The 23970-nt window shown below is 49.8% G+C and carries 19 protein-coding genes; 10 read left to right on the forward strand and 9 right to left on the reverse strand.

All coding sequences use genetic code 11. The annotated features are described in order from the left end of the window. Positions 1–116: 116 nt before the first annotated feature. The 5 genes from EQU24_RS04595 to EQU24_RS04625 all read right to left on the reverse strand — a co-directional run bounded on the left by EQU24_RS04595 (position 117) and on the right by EQU24_RS04625 (position 4861). Positions 117–614, reverse strand: a complete 498-nt coding sequence (locus tag EQU24_RS04595) for a pilus assembly PilX family protein (RefSeq protein WP_026130155.1) — start codon at positions 612–614, stop codon at positions 117–119. Between the two features lie 14 nt (positions 615–628). Then, entirely contained in the window at positions 629–1723 is a 1095-nt protein-coding gene (locus tag EQU24_RS04600) for a PilW family protein (protein WP_017840627.1), read from the reverse strand. A gap of 243 nt (positions 1724–1966) precedes the next feature. Then, on the reverse strand, positions 1967–2500 hold the full coding sequence (gene pilV, locus EQU24_RS04610) for a type IV pilus modification protein PilV (protein ID WP_017840626.1): 534 nt from the start codon (positions 2498–2500) through the stop codon (positions 1967–1969). Further along, positions 2497–3075: a GspH/FimT family pseudopilin gene (locus tag EQU24_RS04615; RefSeq protein ID WP_017840625.1), complete on the reverse strand. Its 579-nt coding sequence runs from the start codon at positions 3073–3075 to the stop codon at positions 2497–2499. Before EQU24_RS04615 ends, pilV begins: the two co-directional genes overlap by 4 nt. Positions 3076–3697: 622 nt before the next feature. Continuing rightward, positions 3698–4861 (reverse strand): aminotransferase class V-fold PLP-dependent enzyme, encoded by a 1164-nt coding sequence (locus tag EQU24_RS04625; RefSeq protein WP_017840623.1) that lies wholly within the window; start codon positions 4859–4861, stop codon positions 3698–3700. 609 nt (positions 4862–5470) lie between these two features. On the opposite strand from EQU24_RS04625, the gene EQU24_RS04630 reads away from it, so the two are divergent. From EQU24_RS04630 to EQU24_RS23215, 8 genes are all read left to right on the forward strand, one after another. Then, on the forward strand, positions 5471–6421 hold the full coding sequence (locus EQU24_RS04630) for an HpcH/HpaI aldolase/citrate lyase family protein (protein ID WP_017840621.1): 951 nt from the start codon (positions 5471–5473) through the stop codon (positions 6419–6421). Positions 6422–6495: 74 nt separating this feature from the next. Then, complete coding sequence (locus tag EQU24_RS04635; RefSeq protein WP_017840620.1) at positions 6496–7677, forward strand: malate--CoA ligase subunit beta; 1182 nt, start codon at positions 6496–6498, stop codon at positions 7675–7677. A gap of 9 nt (positions 7678–7686) precedes the next feature. After that, positions 7687–8577 (forward strand): succinate--CoA ligase subunit alpha, encoded by an 891-nt coding sequence (sucD, locus tag EQU24_RS04640; RefSeq protein ID WP_017840619.1) that lies wholly within the window; start codon positions 7687–7689, stop codon positions 8575–8577. 394 nt (positions 8578–8971) lie between these two features. Then, positions 8972–9730, forward strand: a complete 759-nt coding sequence (locus EQU24_RS04645; RefSeq protein ID WP_017840617.1) for an HAD family hydrolase — start codon at positions 8972–8974, stop codon at positions 9728–9730. Between the two features lie 687 nt (positions 9731–10417). Beyond that, positions 10418–10936, forward strand: coding sequence for an ATP-dependent zinc protease family protein (locus EQU24_RS04650; RefSeq protein WP_017840616.1), 519 nt, complete (start codon positions 10418–10420; stop codon positions 10934–10936). A 198-nt stretch (positions 10937–11134) separates the two neighbouring features. Further along, positions 11135–12295: a PQQ-dependent sugar dehydrogenase gene (locus EQU24_RS04655; RefSeq protein ID WP_017840615.1), complete on the forward strand. Its 1161-nt coding sequence runs from the start codon at positions 11135–11137 to the stop codon at positions 12293–12295. A gap of 87 nt (positions 12296–12382) precedes the next feature. Then, the gene (locus EQU24_RS04660; RefSeq protein WP_017840614.1) at positions 12383–13600 is read left to right on the forward strand and encodes a YcjF family protein; all 1218 of its coding nucleotides are present in this window, start codon (positions 12383–12385) and stop codon (positions 13598–13600) included. Between the two features lie 2 nt (positions 13601–13602). Continuing rightward, positions 13603–15108, forward strand: coding sequence for a GTPase family protein (locus tag EQU24_RS23215; RefSeq protein ID WP_017840613.1), 1506 nt, complete (start codon positions 13603–13605; stop codon positions 15106–15108). Between the two features lie 552 nt (positions 15109–15660). Here the strand turns inward: EQU24_RS23215 and EQU24_RS04670 are convergent. The 3 genes from EQU24_RS04670 to EQU24_RS04680 all read right to left on the reverse strand — a co-directional run bounded on the left by EQU24_RS04670 (position 15661) and on the right by EQU24_RS04680 (position 20357). Further along, complete coding sequence (locus EQU24_RS04670; protein ID WP_017840611.1) at positions 15661–18108, reverse strand: cation:proton antiporter; 2448 nt, start codon at positions 18106–18108, stop codon at positions 15661–15663. Positions 18109–18376: 268 nt separating this feature from the next. Continuing rightward, positions 18377–19345 carry a GGDEF domain-containing protein gene (locus EQU24_RS04675; RefSeq protein ID WP_017840610.1) on the reverse strand — a complete coding sequence of 323 codons (969 nt, stop codon included), beginning with the start codon at positions 19343–19345 and terminating at the stop codon, positions 18377–18379. A gap of 517 nt (positions 19346–19862) precedes the next feature. Then, on the reverse strand, positions 19863–20357 hold the full coding sequence (locus tag EQU24_RS04680) for an NUDIX hydrolase (RefSeq protein ID WP_026130154.1): 495 nt from the start codon (positions 20355–20357) through the stop codon (positions 19863–19865). 115 nt (positions 20358–20472) lie between these two features. Here EQU24_RS04680 and EQU24_RS04685 point away from each other — a divergent pair, with 115 nt between their 5' ends. Then, on the forward strand, positions 20473–21054 hold the full coding sequence (locus EQU24_RS04685) for a c-type cytochrome (protein WP_017840607.1): 582 nt from the start codon (positions 20473–20475) through the stop codon (positions 21052–21054). Positions 21055–21253: 199 nt separating this feature from the next. Beyond that, complete coding sequence (locus EQU24_RS04690; RefSeq protein WP_017840606.1) at positions 21254–21676, forward strand: hypothetical protein; 423 nt, start codon at positions 21254–21256, stop codon at positions 21674–21676. A gap of 125 nt (positions 21677–21801) precedes the next feature. On the opposite strand, the gene EQU24_RS04695 is transcribed toward EQU24_RS04690, so the two are convergent. Beyond that, positions 21802–23484, reverse strand: a complete 1683-nt coding sequence (locus tag EQU24_RS04695) for an NAD-dependent malic enzyme (protein ID WP_244310905.1) — start codon at positions 23482–23484, stop codon at positions 21802–21804. Between the last annotated feature and the right edge of the window lie 486 nt (positions 23485–23970).

A 23970-nucleotide genomic window follows, 5' to 3' on the forward strand; every position in this document is an offset into this window, starting at 1 on the left:
ATACGCGATGCGTACCTTACAGAATATCAATAGCCCCATGGCCTATAGCATGCAAATCCACGTTCCCCTATACCGGCTTTCTGCTAACGGCTTACCGTTAACCGCTAACCAAACTTTCAACGTTTGTAAGTCGATTGTAAAACGACGACCGCCGTTTCCGTTCCGCCGACGCCGCGCGCAGTGATGCGGTACATTTCGCTTTGCCCGTATTCCCCGGCATCCAGGCTTGTGCCGCTTTCGACTTCCGCCATGCGCTGTATCACATAACGGGGCGCGGCGGCCACTTGACCGATCGTGCCTGAAAATTCCGTCGTATTGTTAGTCCAATCGTCATACGCGCCGGGAGGAGCGCCGTCTTGCGCATACAGGCCGTTATCGCCGGTGCTGGTGAAGTCGGGTAGCGCTGCCTGCGTCAAGAGGTTTTCGCCGGCCCTCAGTGCGGATTCGGCGGCCTGAAATGCAAGATTGCGGTTGCGCATGTTGCCGGCCATGCGTTCCTCGAGGCTGGTGACTTGCATCGAAGTGGTGGCGGCTAGTGTTAGTAGCAATAGCATTATAAGGCTAGTGATTAGTACCGAGCCGGTTTGCCGTGCTAACGAATGGGGGTGTTTCATAAGTTAGATACTCGTCAAGGTAAGCGATTGCGGACTGCGATAGTGGTCGTGAAAACCTGCCGCACTCGCCGGTCTGCCGGCGTGACGGTGGCGCCGTTGAAGGTGTAGGTCTGTGGCCGCGAAGTTATGTTGTCGTTAAGGCTCCGGGCCAGCAGGCTAGCTCGTGCGCTTACGACATTCGCCCAATTGCCGACATTATTGGCTGTCACATAGCGGTTCGCGACTCTGTCTTGAGTCGTATCCTCGCCGTAGAGTATTTGCATGTTTTCGATGCCGTCGATCATTTCAATGGGATTGACTCCGGTTTGTACGGCTCGGCTGTTGTCCAAACGCCATAGCGCGGGCTGTCCCCCTGCGCCGCTTCGAAGAAAGTAGGTATAAGAGTTGAATCGAAAGACTTCGGCGCCTTCGTCGTAAATCTTGCTTAGTTTATTGTCGGTATTTTGATTGTTGGCATGCGCCAAGTTTTGCTTTCCTGCCGAGGAAGAGGCGCTGGTCGCGATAAAGATATCCGCGGCGGAACAGTCGGAAACCATGACGATATCATACTGATTAAAATCGCAAGTATTGCCGGCATTGATATGAATTTGGGCCGTGGAAGCTTTTTCCGGCAATGCGCCCCCGCAGGTACCGCCGAAAGTAATCGTTATGGCGTCGGACCCTGCGATGCAGGCGTTGGCATTGCCGCAGGCGCTCGAATTCCAATTGTTGGCAATGTTGTCGTTGCCGCTGATCGTTATCATGGTTCCCAAGGCTAAGCTGGCAGGGGCGGGGTTCGGATTCGGGCTTTTAGGGTCGATAATTACGTTCGGAGAAACGACTGTACAGCCTTGATATCCCGCCATACGTAAATCGTGATTGAGCGTGTCAAGCGCAAAACGCGCGTTTTCCTGCATCCTCGACAGGCCTTCCTGCATGCGATAGGTTTGTTTGGTGTTGGTAAATATTTGCAAGACGCCGCCTAGCAAAAACGCGCCGATCAATAGCGAAATCATGATTTCGACTAGGGTCATGCCTGATTGGCGGTAAATGAGTGGTGCGGGTTGCTTTCGCTGTGTTGACAGCATTTTCGACGTCGGATGCTTGGGCGATCGGTCTCGGTCGGTCATCGTAGCGCCCCTAATGAACGAGCATGAAATAACTTAGACAACTGTTGGAAGGGGGTGGTGGTTCGATTGACAGGTGTCGGCGGCAGGGCAGATTTTTGCTACTGCAAAATCTGTCCCGCTGCCGACATCCTCGCCAAGCATACCCCACACCCTTTTGATCTCCAAATTGGGAATTGCTGCCGAACCACCACAAAGCCTACTATTAGTAGAAGTTATTTTGTGTCTATTCCTAAGTAACATAAATCAAGGCCTGAATGTCATGACAAAACGAACGATTCGGTCGGCTTCCTGCTCCGCTTCGCGGCGATCGGTCCACCATATTTTGACGGCATAGGCTTCGCCATTGCCGTCGCAAGCCGGAGACGCCGGCGTTCCGTCATCGGAAGTACTGTCGATGCAGACCCAGCCGCTGCCGCCCGGTAGCTGCCCTGCTATCGCCGTATTCCATCGCGCCAAATCGTAACCGGCCATTTGCGCGGGGGTGCATGAATTGAGTTCGCAATCGGCCGGGTTGTTGGGCGCCCCTTGGTTGTTATAGTTGCCGTTCGACAAGCCCGTGCCGTTAACGCGCATTCGGTCGGCCATGTCGTATGCAAGCTGGGTGGCTTGACTGCGGAAAAAGGCGCTTTGATTGTTTTTGAGACTGGCGGCTTGCATGCCGGCAAGCCCTAACAAGCCGATCGCTAAAACGATCATTGAAACCAGGACTTCAATCAAGGTGAAGCCCGAGACATTGTTTGATTTCGGATTGGCGGTAATCAATTTCAGGACGTTCATGGGCAGGCGATCTCTTGTTGCGTTAATAGTCTTCCCGCATTATTAAGCGCTATATTGACGCCGATGTTGCCTGTGCGGTCGTCGCACACTTTAATATTGCCCGATTGGTGGTTACCGTTAGTTAATCTACTTTGTCCGGAAGCAACGAAAGAAATGTAGTTCGCAATATTTAGGGAGCCCGTCATCGTAATATTGGTGAGCGGGTTTTCCTGAATTCTCAATAAGGTTTCAGTATTGCTATCGAAGGTGGCGTTATTATTCGGATCTGTAAAGATTATCCAGCCAATCGACCAGTTAACGGAATTGCTTGTCGTGCATGAAGGCGGCGTAGCGTTGGGGTTTTGGCTTTTGCATGCGGTAACTCTGATCCCGCGTTTTATGGCTTCGCTACGAGCAAAATTGAGCGAGGCAACCAGTTCATTGGTCCGGGTCGTTAATCGATCATTCCGGATGACAGTGTTAAAACTCGGCACGGCCAGGGTCAAAACGATTGCGCCGATGGCAATCGTCATCATTAACTCGATAAGGGTAAACCCATAATGGATTTTTGAATATTTCGGCATGGGTTTAGCCATAGAAATGAAAATTGCCTGCTTAGTATGGATATGACCGTAGCACAAATTGCATAAGGCTTATGAGAGCTTGTTAAAAAAATGCTAACTATTATTTTTTGTCTCTTGGATTCGGCTCAAAAGTGCAATCGTCGAATTCATGCCGGCAATTCCCAATTTGGAGATCAAAAAGGGTGTGGGGTGTGTTTGGCGAGGATGTCGGCAGCGGGACAGGTTTTTGCTCCTCGGCAATTGCTCCTGCATTGCCCTAATACACGCCATCCTTGGCGCTTAGCTGCCGCCAAGCCCCCATGGATGGGTTTACGGCGTTCCTCGACGGCATACCCCGCACCCTAAAATCGGCGAAACTGCTCAAACTGGGAATTGCTGAATTCATGCGGACTTGTGCTCTGGATGTTGAAGTATTCAAATATAGAACATCAGGGCGCGCAATACATATTTTTTATGAACGTGCGCAGTTTTAAGTGGGGCGCTAACTCGAAGGTCCATTCCGCACCGTCTGTGAAGATCGACGATTTACCGGTATGAACGACGTTGATTAGGTTTTTGATGCGTTATTAACGCAAAAGGGCATCCCGAAGTTAATCGGAATGCCTTTTGGTTTAGCCGGATTAGCGTATTCTAACTATGCGGTAGTGCGATAATATTCGATCGCTGCCGCAACGCCGCTACCGGCTTTGATATCGAAGCCGTTATCGAGTAGGGCCATTTCGACGCCGGCGATGGCGCCTAGCATCGAGACGTCGTTCATGTCGCCGACATGACCGATGCGGAACACTTTGCCGGCCACTTCGTTCAAGCCTGCACCCAGAGAAATATTGTATTTACTATAAGCTGTGGCGATCACATCGCGAGCGTCTTTGCCGGCCGGAACGACGACCGCCGAAACGGTATTCGACTCGAAACCGGGCTTCGCACACAGTTCCAGGCCCCATGCGGCAATCGCTTTACGCGTGCCTTCGGCCAGTCGGTAATGGCGTGCGTATACGTTTTCCAAGCCTTCGGCAAGCAGTAAATCCAGCGCTTTGCGTAGGCCGTACAGCATCGGTATCGATGGCGTGTATGGCGTGTAGCCGTCTTTATTGCTGGCTAGTTGGTCTTTCAGGTCGAGAAAGGCGCGTCTGCTTTGTGCGGTATCGCAAGCGGCTATCGCTTTTTGGCTGAATGCGACTAGGGCAGCGCCGGCGGGCAGCATGAAGCCTTTTTGCGAGCCGCTGATCGCGCCGTCGACGCCCCATTCGTCCATGCGGAAATCGATACTGGCGATCGAGCTGACGCCGTCGACGAACAATAAGGCAGGGTGTCCTGCGGCATCCATGGCTTTGCGAACGCCGCCAATGTCGCTGGTGACGCCGGTCGCGGTTTCGTTGTGCGTGGCTAGAATGGCTTTGATTTCATGTTGGCCGTCTTCTTTTAGGCGCGCTTCGAGATCGTCAAGCGGAATGCCTTCGCCCCAAGGTCTTTCGATGACAATGACTTCAAAGCCCAGGCGTTTAGCCATTGCAGCCCAGAGATGGCTGAATTGACCGAAGCGGTAAATCAGGACTTTATCGCCAGGGCTCAAGGTGTTGGTCAGAGCGATTTCCCATCCGGCGGTTCCGGTTGCCGGAAAAATGAAGCTATGACCGGTTTCGGTTTTGAAGACTTTTTTTAGGTCTTCGAGCAAGGGTTTGAACAGCTCTGGGAAGATCGGCGAACGATGGTCTTCGCTGGGGACATGCATCGCGCTGAGAACTTCGTCGGGAATGTTTGTTGGACCTGGAACATACAAATGATTACGGCCTGCCATTGTTTATTGCCTCATTTAAGAATGAATGGTGAAAAAAATTGAACGGTGTAGAAAGCGAGTTGATTCGTTTCGGGTGGAGTTGTTCCGGGAACTGCCGGCATTGCATTCGAGCAATGCAAATTTGCCCATTTTCGCTACGGCAATTGCATTAGCTAAGGATTTCGTAATAAATAACGTACTGGAACTATGAGCTTTGTTGAGGGTTCGTTAGCTCGCTTGGCAGGACGCCGTGAATAAGTCCTTGTAGGCTTGACGGCGGCTTTCCCTGTCGCCGACACCTGCCAATCGAGCTACCGAACCCTCCCTAAAAAATAAGGAAGTTATTTACGACCAAATCCTAAAGAACGATGGATGAGTATTTCGATACCGATTCGTTGCCCGAAAAACGAATGTTAAAGCCGCCAATATTGCCATATTTGCAGTTAATCGGCAAGCACAGGTTGTTGGATGCAGCGGGCCGCACGGGCGAGTTGAGAAAGTTAAAATTGACAATATCGTTGCCAAAAGTACAATGTCCGATTTATTTTGCGCCCGGTTCGGGGCAAATTTAACCGAATCGAGGGTGACTTTGCCCGGCAAAAAATTCACATATTGAAATAGGAAGACACAATGAGCCACACCTTGTATGAAGCGTCCGTGCAACGCGTTCAGCGCTGCGAGCTTGCTGTTCCTGGGTCGAATCCCGGTATGTTCGAGAAAGCGTTGAAGAGCGGTGCGGATTTCATATTTTTGGATCTTGAGGACGCCGTGGCGCCTGACGATAAACTGCAAGCCCGCAAAAATGTCATTCAAGCGATTAACGATTTGGATTGGAAAGGACACGGCATCACAATTTCGGTGCGCATCAACGGCTTGGATACGCAATACATGGTCCGCGATGTCGTCGATCTAGTTGAGCAAGCCGGTCATAAACTCGACACGATTCTGATCCCTAAAGTTGGCGTTTATGCCGATGTCTACATGGTCGAGGCGATGGTTAATCAACTCGAAATGCAACAAGGCTTGAATAACCGCATCGGCATCGAAGCGCTGATCGAAACCGCTTTAGGTATGGCTAACGTCGAAGACATCGCCCGTAACGGCGCATCGGGCCGTTTGGAAGCGTTGCATTTCGGTGTTGCCGATTATGCGGCCAGCAACCGGGCAAGAACGACCAATATCGGCGGTTTGAATCCCGATTATCCGGGCGATCAGTGGCATGCCGCAATCAGCCGTATGACGGTCGCGTGTCGCGCCTTTGGTCTCCGTCCGATCGACGGGCCGTTCGGCGATATCAATGATAAGGATGGTTATAAAGCCGCGGCAAGGCGCGCTGCCGCATTGGGATGCGAAGGCAAGTGGGCGATTCATCCGTCTCAAATCGAATTGGCTAACGAAATTTTTACGCCGCCGCCGGCTGAAATCGAAAAGGCCAAGCGTATTTTGGCCGCCTTGAAAGAAGCCGCCGCGCAAGGCAAGGGCGCCGCCGCGCTGGACGGGCGCCTGATCGATGCCGCGTCCGAAAAGATGGCCAATAATGTCGTCAAGGCCGCCGAAGCAATTGCCGCAAAAGGCCAATAATCGATTGGAGTAGGCCCGCGCCGATTTTCGGCGCGGGCCTTTCTTTACTTTTTTAAATAGAAAGAGGTTGTGCTGTGGATATCCATGAGTATCAGGCAAAAGAAATTTTAACGGAATACGGCGTCAAGATCGCCGATGGCGGCCTGGCTTACAGCCCGGAAGATGCCGTGCAGCGTGCGCGGGAAATCGGCGGCAGTATTTGGGCGGTTAAGGCGCAGATTCATTCCGGCGCGCGCGGTAAAGCCGGCGGAATTAAACTGTGCCGGTCGTATGACGATGTCGCGAAAGCCGCCGAGGAGTTGTTGGGCAAACGGCTCGTGACCCACCAAACCGGCCCTGCCGGAAAAGTCTGCGGAAGGCTCTATGTCGAAGCCGGCACCGACATCGCGAAGGAGTTGTACTTTTGTCTACTCGTCGACCGCAGCTCGGAGCGTATCGTGATGGTCGGCTCGGCTCAAGGCGGTATGGATATCGAGGAGTTAGCGCAGACTAATCCCGAAGCAATTACCAAAATCTACATCGAACCTTCGGTCGGCTTGCAGGATTTTCAAGCGCGAGCAATGGCTTTTGCATTGGGCTTGCCGGTGTCGATGATCAATACCGCCGTTAAAACGATTAACGGCTGCTACCGGGCGCTACGTGATAATGACGCGAACATGCTCGAAATCAATCCGTTAGTTGTGACCGGCAAAGAAGATTTGCTGGCCTTGGACTGTAAAATGGGTTTTGACGACAACGCCTTGTTTCGCCGTCACCGAATCGCCGAATTGCGAGATAAAACCCAAGAAGATCCGCGCGAAATGGCGGCTGCCGATCGCGGCCTGAGCTATGTCGGGCTGGATGGCGATATCGGCTGCATGATCAACGGCGCCGGTCTCGCGATGGCGACGATGGACATGATCAAATTAGCCGGCGGCGAGCCTGCGAATTTTCTCGATGTCGGGGGCGGAGCTTCGCCGGAGCGGACCGAGAAAGCCTTCCGTTTGGTGTTGGCCGATAAGAATGTGAAGGCGATGCTAGTCAATATTTTTGCCGGTATCAATCGCTGCGATTGGATCGCTGAAGGTGTCGTGCATGCGGTCAAGAAAATCGATATGAAGATTCCTTTGATCGTGCGTTTGTCCGGCACCAATGTAGAAGAAGGACGCCGGATCATCGCCGAGAGCGGCTTGCCGATCATTACCGCCGAAACCTTGGCGGAAGCGGCCGAGAAAGCCGTGCAAGCACGTAATGAAGTAGTGGCGAGAGAGGGCTGAGAGAAGCACATGGCAATTTTAATCAACGAAAATACACGCATTATCGTTCAAGGTTTTACCGGTAAGATCGGCTCGTTTCATGCTCAGGACATGATTAACTACGGCTCTAAAGTCGTCGGCGGCATTACTCCGGGCAAAGGCGGTCAATCGCATCTTGGCCTGCCGGTGTTCAATACGGTTAAGCAGGCAGTCGATCAAGTCGGTGCCGAAGCCAGCATCGTCTTCGTACCGCCGGCTTTCGCTGCCGATTCGATTATGGAAGCGGCCGATGCGGGTATCAAATATTGTGTCGCAATTACCGACGGTATACCGACTCAAGATATGATGAAGGTCAAAAACTTTCTGCGTCGTTTTTCTGAAGACGAGCGCATGATTCTGACCGGTCCTAACTGCGCAGGTACGATCAGTCCCGGACGTTCGATGCTGGGCATTATGCCGGGGCATATTTACATGCAGGGTAATGTCGGGATCGTAGGACGTTCTGGTACATTGGGCTATGAGGCGGCCGACCAATTAAAAAGGCTCGGCATCGGGGTGTCGACCTCCGTCGGCATCGGCGGAGATCCGATCAACGGTAGTTCGCATCGCGATATTCTCGAACATTTCGAGCGAGACCCGGAAACTAAAGTCGTCTTAATGATCGGTGAAATCGGCGGGCCGCAAGAAGTCGAAGCCGGCATGTTCGCAAAGGAACACATGACCAAGCCGTTGGTTTCCTATATCGCAGGCCTAACCGCTCCTGAAGGGCGTAGAATGGGTCATGCGGGTGCGATCATTTCGGCGGCAGGCGAAAGCGCGGCCGAAAAAGTCGCGATGTTAAAGGATTTGGGCGTTACAGTCGCGCCGACGCCTTCGGCGATGGGCGAGACGGTTGCCTCGGTTTTGGCCAAATTGGCATAAAGCTGGTGAACAGTAAACGGTGAATAGTAAGCGGTAAACGGAAAGCGGAGAGGGAGCGCTTGTGGGAGCGACGCCTTCGTCGCGATTATCGAAGCCGTCCCTGTTAGATGTCAGTCGGCATTTTTCGAAGTCGGGCCGTTGCGGCTTCGATATAACCATCGTAGATCAAAATTCGGCGCCGGGGTGACCGTCAAAGGACGCCGTGAATACGTCCCGTCCATGTAGGCAAAGCCTTTGCCGGTCACCCCGGCGCCTCTTTAAGCATCGCCGAAATTTGAAGTGCGAAAGGTATAATTGCTTTTCGGCAAGCTGCCGCTCATAACTCATAATGCCACAGCGGAGTCTTGATAGACTCCCTGTGGTTTTGTTTTTTACGAAGGATTAATCACGCGTCATGAAAAAATCGATGATATATGCCTTGGACTTCGACGGCGTTATTTGCGATAGCGCCCTCGAAACGGCGATAACCGGTTGGAAGGCCGCCGGACAGCTTTGGCCGGATATGACCGAGGACCGGCTTTCGAAGCAATTGATCGATCGTTTCCGACGGGTTCGGCCCGCGATTGAAACCGGCTACGAAGCGATTTTAGCGATGCGTTTGATCGATCGGGAAGAAGAGGATAATGCCGTTTTAAGCGGATTCGAACGGTATAAACAAAATCTGCTCGATGAAGCGGGTGTCGATGTCGAATTTCTGAAGAAACTATTCGGTGACACGCGCGATAATTGGATTGCGGCCGACTTGTCGAACTGGATTAGCGTGAATCCGTTATTTCCAAACGTTGCCGATAAGCTTAAGCAATTGAATGAATGGGCTACTTGGTATGTGGTGACGACGAAACAGGAACGCTTCGTCAGCCAAATCTTGAACGCTAATGAGATTGAGCTATCCGGCGGCAACATATTCGGCCTCGAAAGAAATAGAAGTAAGGCCGATACGTTAATTGAGATTTTGGAAGGCCATCCGAATGAGCAAATTTATTTTGTCGAGGATCGTTTGCCGGCGTTGTTGTCTGTGATGACTAGTCCAAAGCTTCAGTCGCTAAAGTTGCAATTGGCCGACTGGGGTTATAACACGGCACAGGATAGACAGGAAGCTGTGCGCAAGGGTATCGAGCTATTGTGTATCGAGGATTTTCTTAAGGACAAATAAGCATCACTATCTCGGTAAATATTCAGCCCCCTTCTTTTTAAAAGGGAGGAGGCAAAGTTCCAACTTGTTTTAATGCAAAGCGCTGAACAACATAAGCGACAACTTACTCCCTTTATACTCAAAAATTAGCTAACTTTATGAAGGTATGGGGTGTGGCTAGCGAGGATGTCGGCTGCAGGGGCAGATTTTGCTCCTGCAAAATCTGCATTTACGCCATCCTTGGCGCTTAGCTGCCGTTAAGCCCCTATGGATGGGTTCACGGCGGTCCTCGATAGACACATCCTAAGCCTTTTATTCTCAGACGGTTTTTTAATCTAAAAGGGAGTAGTGCCTATTCTATAGTGCGTTTATGGCTTTATTCGTCATATCGATATAGGTTGTTGATATCCATGTTGCATGGATGTGGTGCTACGCATTGCCATCCGTGGCCCTGGATTCCGCCAATCCCTGGCGGAATGACGCGTTCCTTCCTTAGGTTGGTGTTTATGGGGCTGAACAATTACCTAACTCGTGGTTTTGGTTTTAATTATAATTGTTGCTTTTTTGCAATGCCTTACAAAATTTGTTAGTTTGATAGGGCAGTTAATGTACTTCGAAGGACTCATTATGTCTTTTTGGTTATCGATCGAAGTATGAGTTTTTAAAATAAATGAAACTTTATTTTCATTTGAGGAGAATTTAATCGTTATGCGTATTTACCCTTTCGCCCTTGCTTTTATGATGTACATGACTACGGCTGTTGCCGAACAAGAAGCATCGGTCCTAGCCGCAAATATGAATAACTATTCCGTTTACGGTCATATTGAGGAAGTCGCGTTGATACCAGGCGACATTGAAATCAAGGCGCGCCTCGATACCGGTGCGTCGAGAAGTTCCTTGAACGCTCAAGAGATCGAATTGATTGAATCGGACGAGCAAACAATGGTGAGTTTTATATTCGATGATCGTAACGGTAATCAATATCCGATGACGCTGCCATTGGTCGAAACGATCGGGATCAAACAGGCTAGCGGCAGACAAGAGCGCTATGTCGTCGAAATCGGCTTGTGCGTCGGTGAGCATTATGAAAAAAATCTGTTTACGCTGGCCGACCGCAGCAGAATGACTTATCCCGTATTGGTAGGGCGCAATTTTCTAAAGAATTCCGTATTGGTTAGCTCGAAACATAAAATGACCGCGAAGCCGAGTTGCGAAATTGACGCTTAATCGTAACGGTTGAGCTTTGGGCTCTATACCTTTCGCAATTCAAATTTCGGCAGTGCCTGAGGAGGCGCCGGGGTGCTCGGCAAAGGCTTTGCCAGCATGGAGCTGGCATAGAGCCTACAGGGACGTATTCACGGCGTCCTTTGACGTGCACCCCGGTGCCGAATTTTGATCTACGATGGGTATAATTAGGTATCTTCGATGAAACTTTGGATAATCGCATTAAGTTATTTACTGGCATCCTGTAAACCCATTTCGGATACTATTGCTAAGGAACCTTATTTGTTTCAGTCCGACGATGTCGAATTGGAGGCCGTTGCGATTTACCAAGGCAAGGATGCAATCTGGGGCTTCGATTTTTTGCCCGACGGTAAAATCATATTTACCGAAAGGAAAGGGCGATTGAAGATATTCGATCCTAGAACATTGAATGTCGCCGATGTGAGCGGGGTGCCTAGCGTTGTCGCGCGCAACCAAGGCGGCTTGTTGGACGTCTATTTGCATCCCCGGTTTTCCGAGAACAGGCTTGTTTATTTAACTTATTCGGCCAGTGTCGGCGATGGTATGACCACTCGATTGGCCCGCGCGGAACTCGATTTCGACACCTTGGAAAATTTGACCGTTCTGTTTAGCGCTGAGCCTCCAAACAATAACGATCACCACTTCGGCTCCCGTGTCGTGATGAGTCGAGCCGGCAATTTATATTTGAGTGTCGGCGATCGCGGCGAACGGGATCAGGCCCAAAACATGGGATCTCATTACGGAAAAATATTACGTCTGAAACCGGACGGTAGCGTCCCGGTCGATAATCCTTTTCTTTCAGAGTCGGGCGCCAAACCTGAAATCTGGAGTTACGGTCATCGTAATGTCCAAGGTTTGACGATACATCCACGGACCGGAGAGATCTGGGCGCAAGAACATGGCCCACGCGGCGGCGATGAAATCAATCTCATCAAAAAAGGCCGGAATTACGGTTGGCCGGTCGTAACCCATGGGCGCGAATATTGGGGGCCTAGTATCGGCGAGGGTGTTGAAAAAAAAGGCATGCAAGCACCGATTCATTATTGGCTTCCATCGATCGCACCGAGCGGTCTTACATTTTATTACGGTAAAAGAATTCCTCATTGGCAAGGGAGCTTGTTTTCAGGATCATTGGTGCTGACTCATCTAAATCGTTTGGTTATCGACAATAATAAGGTCGTTAAAGAAGAGCGGTTATTGAACGCGCTGAATAAAAGGATTCGCGCGGTCAAACAGGGGCCTGACGAGTTGTTGTATTTTTCGACCGATGATGGTTCATTAGTTCAAATTCGTCCGGTCGAGCCGGAAGCGGATTTGCCCAATGACCAAGCCGATAGTTAACCTAGCTTTTTTACGGTTAATTTGGGTTTGCCAATTATCTAAAAAATCCACTAATCTAGGTAGACCGCCACTGATGTCGAGGTTGTGATGCCTGGATTGTCTAATCCTTTTGCCAATTGGAAAAACTGGATCGAACAAATCTTCGATCCGCAGATTCCCGATGCCTTGCTGCAAGAAAAACTTCAAGAGATTCGGCTGCGTTTGCCGCCGCCGGTATTTTGGTTGCTAGGCAAGACGCAAAGCGGCAAAAGCTCGATGATTCGAGTGCTGACCGGCTCGACTTCCGCCGAAATCGGTAACGGCTTTCGGCCCTGTACGCGCACCGCGATGCTTTTCGATTTTCCCGACCCGGAAACTGCGTTTGTAAGGTTCCTCGACACGCGCGGCTTGTCGGAGGCCGGTTACGACCCTAGCGAGGATATGCACTGGTGCGAAAGCCAGGCGCATTTGCTGATCGTCGTGATCAAGGCGATGGATCATCAACAGCAAGGCGTCGTCAAGGCAGTTAGGCAAATCCATCAGACTCACCCACGCTGGCCTATCATTGTGGTGCAAAGCGCATTGCATGAAGGTTATCCGAATCCCGCAATGCCGCATATTCACCCTTACCCGTTTAGCGACGGCAAAATTGCCGGATCGATACCGCCCGATTTGCGCACTTCGTTATTAAAGCAACGCGACACGTTTGCCGGTATCGATGCCGTGTTCGTTCCGATAGATTTTACCTTGCCGGAAGACGGTTTCGAGCCTGTCGATTACGGTGCAGAAGCTTTATGGCAAGCGTTAGAAGAAGCATTACCGCTCGGTTTGCGCGACATGCTCGAACAGCATCAACAAATCGGCATGATCGGCGATGTATACAGGCGTGCGGCGCACCCGCATATTATCAGTTACTCGTTATCGGCCGGTATCGCGGCCGCCATTCCGGTACCGGCCGCGAGTATTGCGACCGTGATCGCGATTCAGGCGAAATTGTTTCATAGTATCGCCAATGTTTATGGGCTGGAGCTGAGCAAACAAAGTCTCAGCGAAATCGGTAGTGCGATCGGTATAGGCGTCATGGCCGGCATGGGCGGACGCGAGCTTTTGAAATTGATTCCGTTTTATGGGCAAACCGTCGCGCTAGGCGTTTCGGGTCTTTATACCGCAGCGGTAACCTATGCCCTCGGTCAGACGTTGTGTTTTTATTTCACGCAAACTAAACGGGGCAAAGCGCTGACCCCGGAAGCCTTACGCGAAGTATTCAAGACTGAATTCGCGCGCGGCCGTGAAATGTTGCGCGAAACCATGAAGCGGGAAGGTTGATTATGCGTAAAGCGTTGCTGTCAATATCAGCTTTTCTGCTGGTTCTGCCATGGTTGGCGCTCGTTGCCGTAGGTATTTATTGGCTTTGGCAAAGCGTTTATTTGACTGAAGCGGTTGCCGGGTTTTGTGTTGTGTATGCGTTGGCGTGGTTGATGATTCGAGGTTTGCGCAAACGTCAGGGTCTGTTGGCATTGCCGGTCGTAAAACCCGATGATGCTTGGTCGCCGGCCGCGACCGAGATTTGGGACAAGCTCGATAAAATGGCCGAACAAATCGACCCGAAAGAGTATCCGTTGACCAACAGTTTGCGCATACTGGAACTGGCCAAACGCGTCACGGTCGAGGTGGCGCGTCATTATTCGCCGAAACACGAACGGGCTGAACTCGATGTGCCATTGCGAAACATTCTCTACATTGCCGAGCAGGTGTGCAGGGACATGCGGCAAATGCTCGACGAAAAAGTACCATTCAGTCATTTATTGACGGTCGGTAACGGCCTGGACCTTTGGCGCTGGAAGGATCGTTTGGCAAGCGGACACATAGCCTATCGCGTCGGCAAATTGTTATTGAGTCCGATTGCTTCAATTCCGCGCGAATTGGGTCAATTTTTTGCCGGTAAGGCTTCGGCCTATCCGAAAGGCATGATCGAGCGCTGGTTGCTGCAAACATTGATTAAAAAAATCGGTTATTACGCGATCGCGATGTACAGCGGGCAAGCGATTCCGCCGCAGATAGATTTTGCCGAATCGGAACCCACGCTTGAGTCGATGGAAATGACGAAACGGCCGTTACGAATTTTGGTTGCCGGCCAGCTCAAAACCGGCAAATCCAGTTTAATCAACGCCTTATTCGGAGAGTTACGGGCTCCGACCGATGTTTTGCCGTTGACCGGCGCGTTGGCTGTTTACCGCTTGCAGCATGAAGGGACCGGCGATGTCATCATCGTCGACAGCCCGGGCTATGGGGACCAAGAGCGCTGGTTCGAGGAAAATCCCGAGCAGGCATTCGGCGAATTCGATTTGATTGTATTGGTATGTTCGGCAACTCAGGCAGGGCACGGAGCCGACGCCGAGTTTTTGAGTGCGATGCGAACTTGGTTCGACGAACGCTTAGAGCGAAGGCAGCCGCCAATATTGTTGATCGTTTCGCACATCGATCAGCTGCGTCCGCTACGCGAATGGCAACCGCCTTATGACGTAAGTCATCCGCAAAATGCCAAGGAGCAATCGATTCGCGAGGCATTGGGATATATTAGCGAGACATTAACGATTCCACTCGAGGATTGTCTTCCGGTTTGTTTAAAGGAGCGTTCCGTTTACAACATCGAAGCGGTATGGACGGGCATTGCCGATAAGTTGCCGGAAAGCCTTCGGGCTCAGTATTTACGATGTCTGATAGCGGCTAAGGATAAGGAGAAATGGGGTATGTTGCGCAAGCAATTGGCTAATGCGGGACGGATTGCGGTTGATCGCGTTAAGAAGATTAAAAAGGGGAAAGATGAAAGGTGAAAGGTGAAAGGTGAAAGGTGAAAGGTGAAAGGTGAAAGGTGAAAGGTGAAAGGTGAAAGGGGAAAGGTGAAAGGTGAAAGGGGAAAGGGGCAGCGTAGCCCGGATGGAGCGTAGCGCAATTCAGGAAGTTCGAGGGCATGCCATTCCCGTATTTTGCTCCGCTGCATACGGGCTGCGTGTTTTTATGGATAAACGAAAGTAACCTGTCGTAGGGTACGCTTCGCGTACCTTTTTTTGCTTGGTAACTTCGGAAGATTTGCAAAATGGTATGCGATGCGAACAATCGTCGAATTTCGGTATTGGCGTAGTACTTCATGTTTTCAGCTATTAACGCTATACCTATCGCACTTCAAATTTCGGCATTAGCGTATGGAGGCGTCGGGATGTTCGGCAAAGGCTTTGGCAGTATGGATGCTGTCATAGAGCCTACATGGACGTATTCACTGCGTCCTTTGACGGGCACCCCGACGCCGAAATTTGACTAGCAAAGGGTATAACGTAGCCAAAGGGAAAGATAAAAGAGAGGAATGAAGGCTAGCGGTTTCGTTTGGGTTAAGTGTTGTTCGGGTAGCGATTGATATCGGTTTCTTGTAGGCGTTGGTTAAGTTCCGGCAGGGCTTTGGATAAGGTCTTGATGTCTTGGGTCGTGAGCCGGAGCAGCGTGACGTATGTTTTGGCTCTGACCGTCGCGGTTCTTACGGCATGATCGTAAAGAGCGTGCCGGCCGATGAAACTGCCTTTGCGCAGTTCGGCGATATGCACGCGCTGGTTGGGGCCGGTATTTTGAAAAACGTTGACTACGCCGTTGACTAGGATATAGATCGAATCGCCTCGATCGTTTTCATTAAAAATCGTATCGTTCGGAAGAAAACTGACGTAATGAGCGTTTTTCGCGAGTTTTTTTAGCACGTCGCGTGGCAAGCCGTTAAAAATCGGTACGCTATCCAGCCAATCGTCGCGTTTGGAAAGGCTCAACTCCGGCGCTAGGTCCGGTAATTGTTTCAAAGCTTCATCCAGACGTTTTTCTAGGCGCCGATAAATCTTTTCGGACACCTTACCATGCTCGAAGTCCTCCGTAATCAGTTTCAACGAGTAGCGTAGCGCCACTTCTTGAAATAGTCGGTATTCGAATTGATAATAAAAGTCGTGGAATTGCTTACCCAGTTTTTTGAGCCGGCCTTGTCTTCGTTCCAAACGATGCCGATAAATTTTTCTGATGATATTAAGCTTGTCGCTATGAAAGTGGGGCTCTACCTGTTTCAGCGCCAACAGCGCTTCGTGAGCCATCAAAACGCCGGCCAGATCGTGGCGTATTAAGTTGGAAAAACGAATTTTTTGATAGCGAATCAACCAGTTGAGCGTCCATTCGTATTCGCTTAAAAATTTGATTATTGACATTTCAAAACGCAAGAACGGGTTCACGTTATCCTGGTTTTTATTGAAACGAATCATCTCGTCAATGCTTTTGGCTTTGTCTTTGCGGAGAATATCCTTGAAATTTAGATAAGTATAATAATTGACCAAGCCGATTTCATGGAGTCGTTGCAATTCTCTTTCTTCGACATTGAGTGCATGTAAATGAATTTGTCTGAGTTGCTGCGCCTCCGTCAGTGTCGCATGCCTCGGTGCAATTTTTCTGTTCAGCGATTGCAACACCGAATCTTGCATATCGCTCTCAAGCAAATGTAGCCTCGAAAACGAGTGTAGGCAGTCGTTGACCGATGTGCTTATTTGCTCCATGCCTTCTTGTAATTCGAGCCATTCATCATCGTTCAAGCGATCGATTTTGAGTGCGCCCATCAGGGGTTTGAGCGTCGGACCGCTCATGACCAGGCTGATCAATACCATGCCGAGCGTCAGTTCCAAGAGCAGGCCTCTATCGACGACCGTATCGGGGATCGCAAGCGCCATCGCGATGGCGATGGTTCCCTTTGAACAACCCCACCACATCATATGGCGGCTATTCAGGCTGATTGCCGGTAGGCTGAAAAGGCTCGTAGTCATTGGAATCAAGCCATAGACACTGATCATGCGCGCCGCGAATATCGCCAGGAGTACCCAGGTCAATTGTTGCCAATGTATCGCGAATGCAAAGATATCGACGGTCAAGCCGATCAATAAAAATAATAACGAATTCAAAACCAGCGAGATGATATCCCAACCGGCTTCGATATGGTGGGTCGATTCTCCGGAAAGCCGAGACATCGCGATACCTTTGATACAAAGTGCAGTAGCCAGCACCGACATGATGCCAGAGGCATGGAAGTTATGCTCCGCGACTATGAAACTCAAGTAGGCCGCGACGATCGAGGCGACCACGACGAAACTCTGTTGACCGTGATACATCCTGACCATCATTTCGCTGATGAGCAAGCCGATCACAGTGCCTATCAGCGCACCGAGCAAGAAGTGTTCAGTGAAATAATAAATCATCGTTGGCGCGTCCATCAGCGCCGATTCGCCGTGAATCACGGCGCCAAGCACGATATTGAAAAGTACGATCGCGGTCGCGTCATTGAATAAGGATTCGCCTTCGACCAGGACAGTAAGGCGTTTCGAAACGCCCAATTCCTTGAACAGTGCAATAACTGCAACGGGGTCGGTAGCGGAAATAATCGCGCCGAACAAAAAGGCTAATATGAAATTGAGATAAAAGAAGGTATTGAGACCTACGGCGACCAGAAGTGCCGAGATCAGCATCCCCGGAATGGCCATAACAAGTATCGGCAATAAGTCTTTGATAAGCGTGCGTGCATCGAGACTCAGTGCGGAGACGAAGATGAGTGCAGGGTGAAAGATGAATAAAACCAGTTCGTCGCTGAGATGAAAGCCGCTTGGAATCAGAGCGAAAGGCGTGACCGTGGCCAATAAATTGATCGATACCCCGGTTACGACCAATAGAATGGTATAAGGAAGCGGTAAATGGCGACACAACCCGGAAAGCAGCAAGGCCAATAATAACAGCAGCAAGATAATGAATAAGGTCTCGGAAAGCGGCATGATTGTCGGTGGCGGCCTTGGGCGCTATAAAAAAATGATATTTCAATTTTAGCTGTTTGGCATGGATTAAAGAAGGTGAAAGGTGAAAGGTGAAAGGTGAAAGGTGAAAGGGGGAAAGAGGAAAGAGGAAAGAGGAAAGAGGAAAGAGGAAAGAGGAAAGAGGAAAGAGGAAAGAGGAAAGAGGGGGGCGCTGTTCCCCAAGCTCAAGCTTGGGGAACCGATACGCGAAGCTCGAGCTTCGCGATGCAAAGCGAATGCGTATGTATTTCTATTTCTTTCTATTTTTATATTGAACGCGGCTAGGCCAAAATGAAATGCTTTTTCTAGGATAATTCTTCTCAATCTCGTTCGATCGCGACCTGATTGCGGCCGTTTTTTTGGCCTGATAGAGCGCTCTGTCTGCGGCCCGTATCATCGATTCGAGCGAGTCGATATAAGCGCTTTGGCGACTGCAAATGCCGATCGAAAGTGTTGCCGGTATTTTCAAGTGCTGATATTCGAAAGCCTTATGCGCAACCTTTTCACGGATGCGTTCGGCTAAAATTAATGCCTGACTTTCCGAGTTACCTCGCAACAGCATAATGAATTCTTCGCCGCCGTATCGCGCCAGCGTGTCTTCGGTGCGCATTTCCTTACTCAGCATTTCGGCCAGGTCCTTCAAAACCTGATCGCCGGCGGGATGACCGAATGTATCGTTGATTTTTTTAAAATGATCGACATCGCACATGATGACGGTCAATGCGGTGCGATTGCGCTTACAAAAAGACAGCTCTTCTTGTCCGCGAATCACAAAAGCCCTGCGATTGGGGATTTGGGTCAATACATCGGTATTGGCGGCCTGATATAAAGCTTGTTCGGATTGAGCTTCGCTCGGTTTTTTATAATCGATGCGCATGTAAGTGCCGCCGGCACGGATGCGCGAGAGTAAGGAAATCTTTTCTTTGTCGATACGCCTTTCATCGATATAGGTGCCATTGGTCGAGCCGTAATCTTCAACCATAATAACGACGCCGGCTTTGACGATAAAGGCGCCGTGACGCCGGGATATTTTGGGGTCGGCTATGACAATATCCGCATCGTGACCTCGTCCGAATACGTTTTTTTGACGGGAAAGCTTAAATTGTTTACCGATATGTTTGCCTGAAAGTATTACAAGATAAGGCTCAAGCGGAGCGTTTTCTGTAGTCCGCGAAGACAATGCCGTGTCGACCAGGGTATCCGATTGCAGACTATCCATTCGCGTTCCTCTGAATAAAGTTGTATATGCCGAATTTTATCAGGCGCAGATTCCTTGTGCCGGATTATAGCCGTCATACCAGCAATTCCCAATTTGGAGATCAAAAAGGGTGTGGGGTATGCTTGGCGAGGATGTCGGCAGCAGGGCAGATTTTTGCTCCATGCAAAATCTGCATTCACGCCATCCTTGGTGTTCGAGCTGCCGCCAAGCCCCCATGGATGGGTTTACGGCGTTCCTCGACAGGCATACCCCACACCTTAAAATCGGCGAAACTGCTCAAAATGGGAATTGCTGCCGTCATTCAAATGAATATGATTGGAGCGTTCAAATAGTGCGGGATTGGCACAGCGCTGCTTACTTAAATTGGTTTTTGATATCACTGATGGTTTCATATTCGCGTTATACAAGCTAATCGATTCATTCATTTTTCATTTGCCGAGGCGATGGCCAGACCTTCATCATCGTTAGTTTAATATAAAGTCCAGAGATAACATGGTTTCGAACGGCAAAAGATCGCTTACGTACAGATAAAATCACCGGTTTTTCTGTTCGGGTCGATCAAACCCGGTAAAGTACCAGTCTGCCAAAGTCGATGGGTGTTTTCGATGATGTCTCTTAGACCGGGGACCAAGTCGTAATGATCGAGTCGATCCAATGCAACCCAGCAAGCTTCCGAGACGTCGGAATTTGCGATGGGAGGCCGGTTTTCTCCGTCGAGAATTTCGACTAAAAAATCGGCAATGACATAATGAAAACTTTCGATATTGCGTTCGACAAGTGCTACGAGGCTGAGCACTCGGGTATTATTAAACCCTGTCTCCTCCTCGATTTCGCGTCGGCAAGCGTCGACCAGTGTTTCGCCAGGTTCCATCTTACCGCCCGGAATCGACCATAGTCCTTGTGCCGGGGCTTGATTTCGTCGGATTAACAAAACTTCTCGATGGCAGTTGAAAGCGATGCCGCTTACGCCGATCATGGGGATAGGCGGTGATTTTGATACTTGATGAGCCATAAAATAACAAGTTACTGACATTGATGTCGATGTCGCGTTATAGTGACCAACACTGATTCGGAATTTTTTAACTCAAAAATTCGGTCATGTCTACCGATGCAATTAGGAGGAAAAGATGAAAAAAAGTAATTTTTACAATTCGATTATGCTGTCAACCCTTTGTCTATTCGGCACTTTTGTTTTCGCTGCTAGCGCAATCGCCGCCGATGTAAAGGCCGGAGAAAAAAAAGCGTCAGCGTGTACTAATTGTCATGGTTTGAACGGCATAAGCGTCGATGCTCAATTTCCGGTACTAGCCGGTCAACGGCCCGAGTATATCGTCAAACAACTAAAAGCCTTCAAGAGCGGTTCGCGCCAAGGCCCCATAATGAAGAATATGGCCCAGGGGCTTAGCGATGAAGACATGACCGATCTTGCTGCTTATTTTTCAAGCCTACAACCTAGAACTGCTGTTGTCGATCCAAAATTAGCCGAGTTAGGCGAGAAACAATCCGCGATGTGTCTCGGCTGTCATGGCAAAGGCGCAGAAGGGAGAATGCAATTTCCAAGGTTGGCTGGGCAACACCCCGATTACCTAGCTAAACAATTGAAAGCATTCAAGTCCGGCACGCGTAAAGGCAGTCCGATGAATGCTATCGCAAAAAATTTAAGCGAAGAAGATATTGAGGCCTTGGCTACCTATCTTGGCTCTTTATAATTCGGAATTATTCGGCATAAGTCGTGTGTTCTCTTGGTTAGTTAAATCCAAGATCAATATCAGAAGCCAAAGCGATCACATACGCAGAATGTTTATATACCTTTCGCCCTTCAAATTTCGGCAGTGTCAGTGGCGACGCCGAATTTTGATCTAGGTGGTTCTACTATAAATTAAATTAAACGAATCCCGGGAGGCTGCGGTGATTAATAAACATGATCTCTTATTGTTCGCTGTTTTGTTTTCGATTTTTCCGCCGGGCTTGGCGATCGCTAAACAGCCCAGTTCCATCCCTGTGGAAAACGGAGCTAGGCAGGCAGGCGAAACTAACCGGCAGTACAAGGAAAAAATGGGCCGGTGGAATGAACAAGATCAAGAGCAGAAGAAGGCTAAACAAGAGCGCTTCGAAAATATGCGGCGGCGCTATCTCGACGATGCCGCGCTTCCTGAGCGTCGAGTCTATCGTAGGAGTAAGGATAATGCGGAACGTCCAATGAGCCGATACGAAGACTTCGAACAAAAACGCGAACGGCACCGAAAATATAACGAATATATCGAGCAGAATAATCTTGATAAACCGGCTGATCGCAGGCAATTAGGTACTGAAGAAATTGATAGCGATTAAATGGAACAGTCATTGAGTTAAGCCTTGATGTGTTTTAAGTTATACCCATCGTAGATCAAAATTCGACACCGGGGTGCCCGTCAAAGGACGCCGTGAATACGTCCATTATCGGATGCTATGCGGTATTAAAAACAAACCCGCTTATAGTGCCGATAGACCGGTTGCCAGAAATTTTCTTCGATGCTCTTCAGTAATTGCTCGTCGCTAATTTCAAGCGCCAAGTTTTGCTTAAGTGCGGCTTTGCCTACCGCGAAAGCGATGTGTTTGCTCAGTTCGGGTAATTCCGTCAATGGCGGCAATAACTCACCTTGTCCGGTGTTGGCCAAGGGCGATGCTGCGGCCAGAGTTTCGCTGGCAGCGATTAACATTTCGTCAGAGATTCGTCTGGCTTGCACGGCAATAACGCCGAGACCGATTCCCGGAAAAATATAGCTATTGTTGCACTGCGTGACATCATAGCGCTTACCGCCGTATTCGACGGGTGGAAAGGGGCTGCCCGCGGCTAATAGAACCCGTCCTTCGGTCCACTCGATAATTTGTTCGGGCGTAGCCTCCACTTGGCGCGGCGGGTTGCTGAGCGGAAAAATAATCGGCCAATCGCAACCTTGGGTCATAGTCCGAATTACGGTTTCGGTAAAAATGCCGTGCTGGCCGGAAACGCCGATTAAAACGGTCGGTTTGGCGCATTGAATGACCTCAAGCAATGACGGATAATCGCCTTCGATTGACCAATCCTCTAGTCGGTTTGATACTTGAACCAGTTTTTGTTGAAAGTCCCTAAGTCCTATCATGTTTTCGGTGAGCAAACCGAAACGGTCGACCATGTAAACGCGATGACGGGCTTCGCGGTCGGACAGTCCCTCGGTCCGCATTTGCGCGATTACCTGCTCGGCAATGCCGCAACCGGCGGAACCTGCTCCTACAAAGACCACGCGCTGCTCTGATAATTTCCGGTTTTTAACTCGGCAAGCAGCCAGCAGCGTCCCGACCGTTACCGCGGCCGTACCTTGAATGTCGTCATTGAAACAGCACAGTTGGTCTCGGTAGCGTTGCAATAACGGCGTCGCATTCGGTTGCGCGAAGTCTTCGAATTGCACGAGAACATTCGGCCAGCGACGCTTGACGGCTTGTAAAAAAAGGTCGATGAAAGCGTCGTATTCCGCTTGAGGAATTCTTCTATGACGCTCGCCCATATACATCGGGTCTTGTAACAGTTTTTCGTTATTGGTGCCGACATCGAGTACTACCGGTAAGGTGTATGCCGGACTAATTCCTCCGCATGCGGTATAGAGCGACAGTTTGCCTATCGAAATGCCCATGCCGCCGATTCCTTGGTCACCCAGACCTAAGACCCTTTCGCCATCGGTCACGACAATAATTTTGACATTTCGTTTGGTAGTATTGCGCAAGATGTCGTCCATTTGTTGACGTTCCACGTAAGAAATAAACAAACCTCGACTACTGCGATAAATATCCGAAAATTGCTCGCAGGCATCGCCGACTGTCGGCGTATAAATAATCGGCAACATCTCCGGCAGATGATCCTGCAGGAGTCGATAAAACAGCGTTTCGTTATTGTCTTGTATCGAACGCAAATAAATATGCTTGTTGATTGCGTATCTAAAGCTCGAATACTGAAGATAAGCGCGTTGGACTTGTTCTTCGATCGTTTCGTATCGAGGCGGGAGCAACCCGGTTAAATTAAATGTTTGCCGTTCTTCTTTACTGAACGCACAGCCTTTATTCAGTAAAGGCATTTCCAATAAAGCGGGGCCTGCATAAGGGATATAAAGAGGAGTTTTCGACATTGCTGTCATAACGGAAGTTTCCTTAGTCAACCTGGTTTTGAATGTATTCCCATCGTAGATCAAAATTCGGCATCGGAGTGCTCGTCAAAGGCCCGGCACCTAAATTATCTAAGACTATTTACCATGGCAAAATAGGCTATGGAATTTAGGTGCTTGGTGAATACATCCATGCAGGCTCTATGCCAGCTCCATGCCGGTCCCTCACCTAGCGTTAGGTGAGGGACCGCGCACCCCGTTGCCTCCTCAGGCACTGCCGAAATTTGAAGTCCGAAAGGTATAACATGCGCAAAATAATTTGAACAAGTTACACATGTTCTCCAGGCGTAAGTGTTCGGGTTATTTCGTACCTATTACAGCATGATTATACTCTTAACGACTCAAGTTTCGGCGCCAGTGAGGCATTCATATTCCCAGCGTAGATAAAAATTCGGCGTTCTGGTGTCGATTTTGACTAAACAATACGTATAGGCCTGTCATGGCATTAGT

This window comes from Methylotuvimicrobium buryatense, from assembly GCF_005931095.1.
In the GTDB taxonomy this organism is placed as follows: Bacteria; Pseudomonadota; Gammaproteobacteria; order Methylococcales; family Methylomonadaceae; genus Methylotuvimicrobium; species Methylotuvimicrobium buryatense.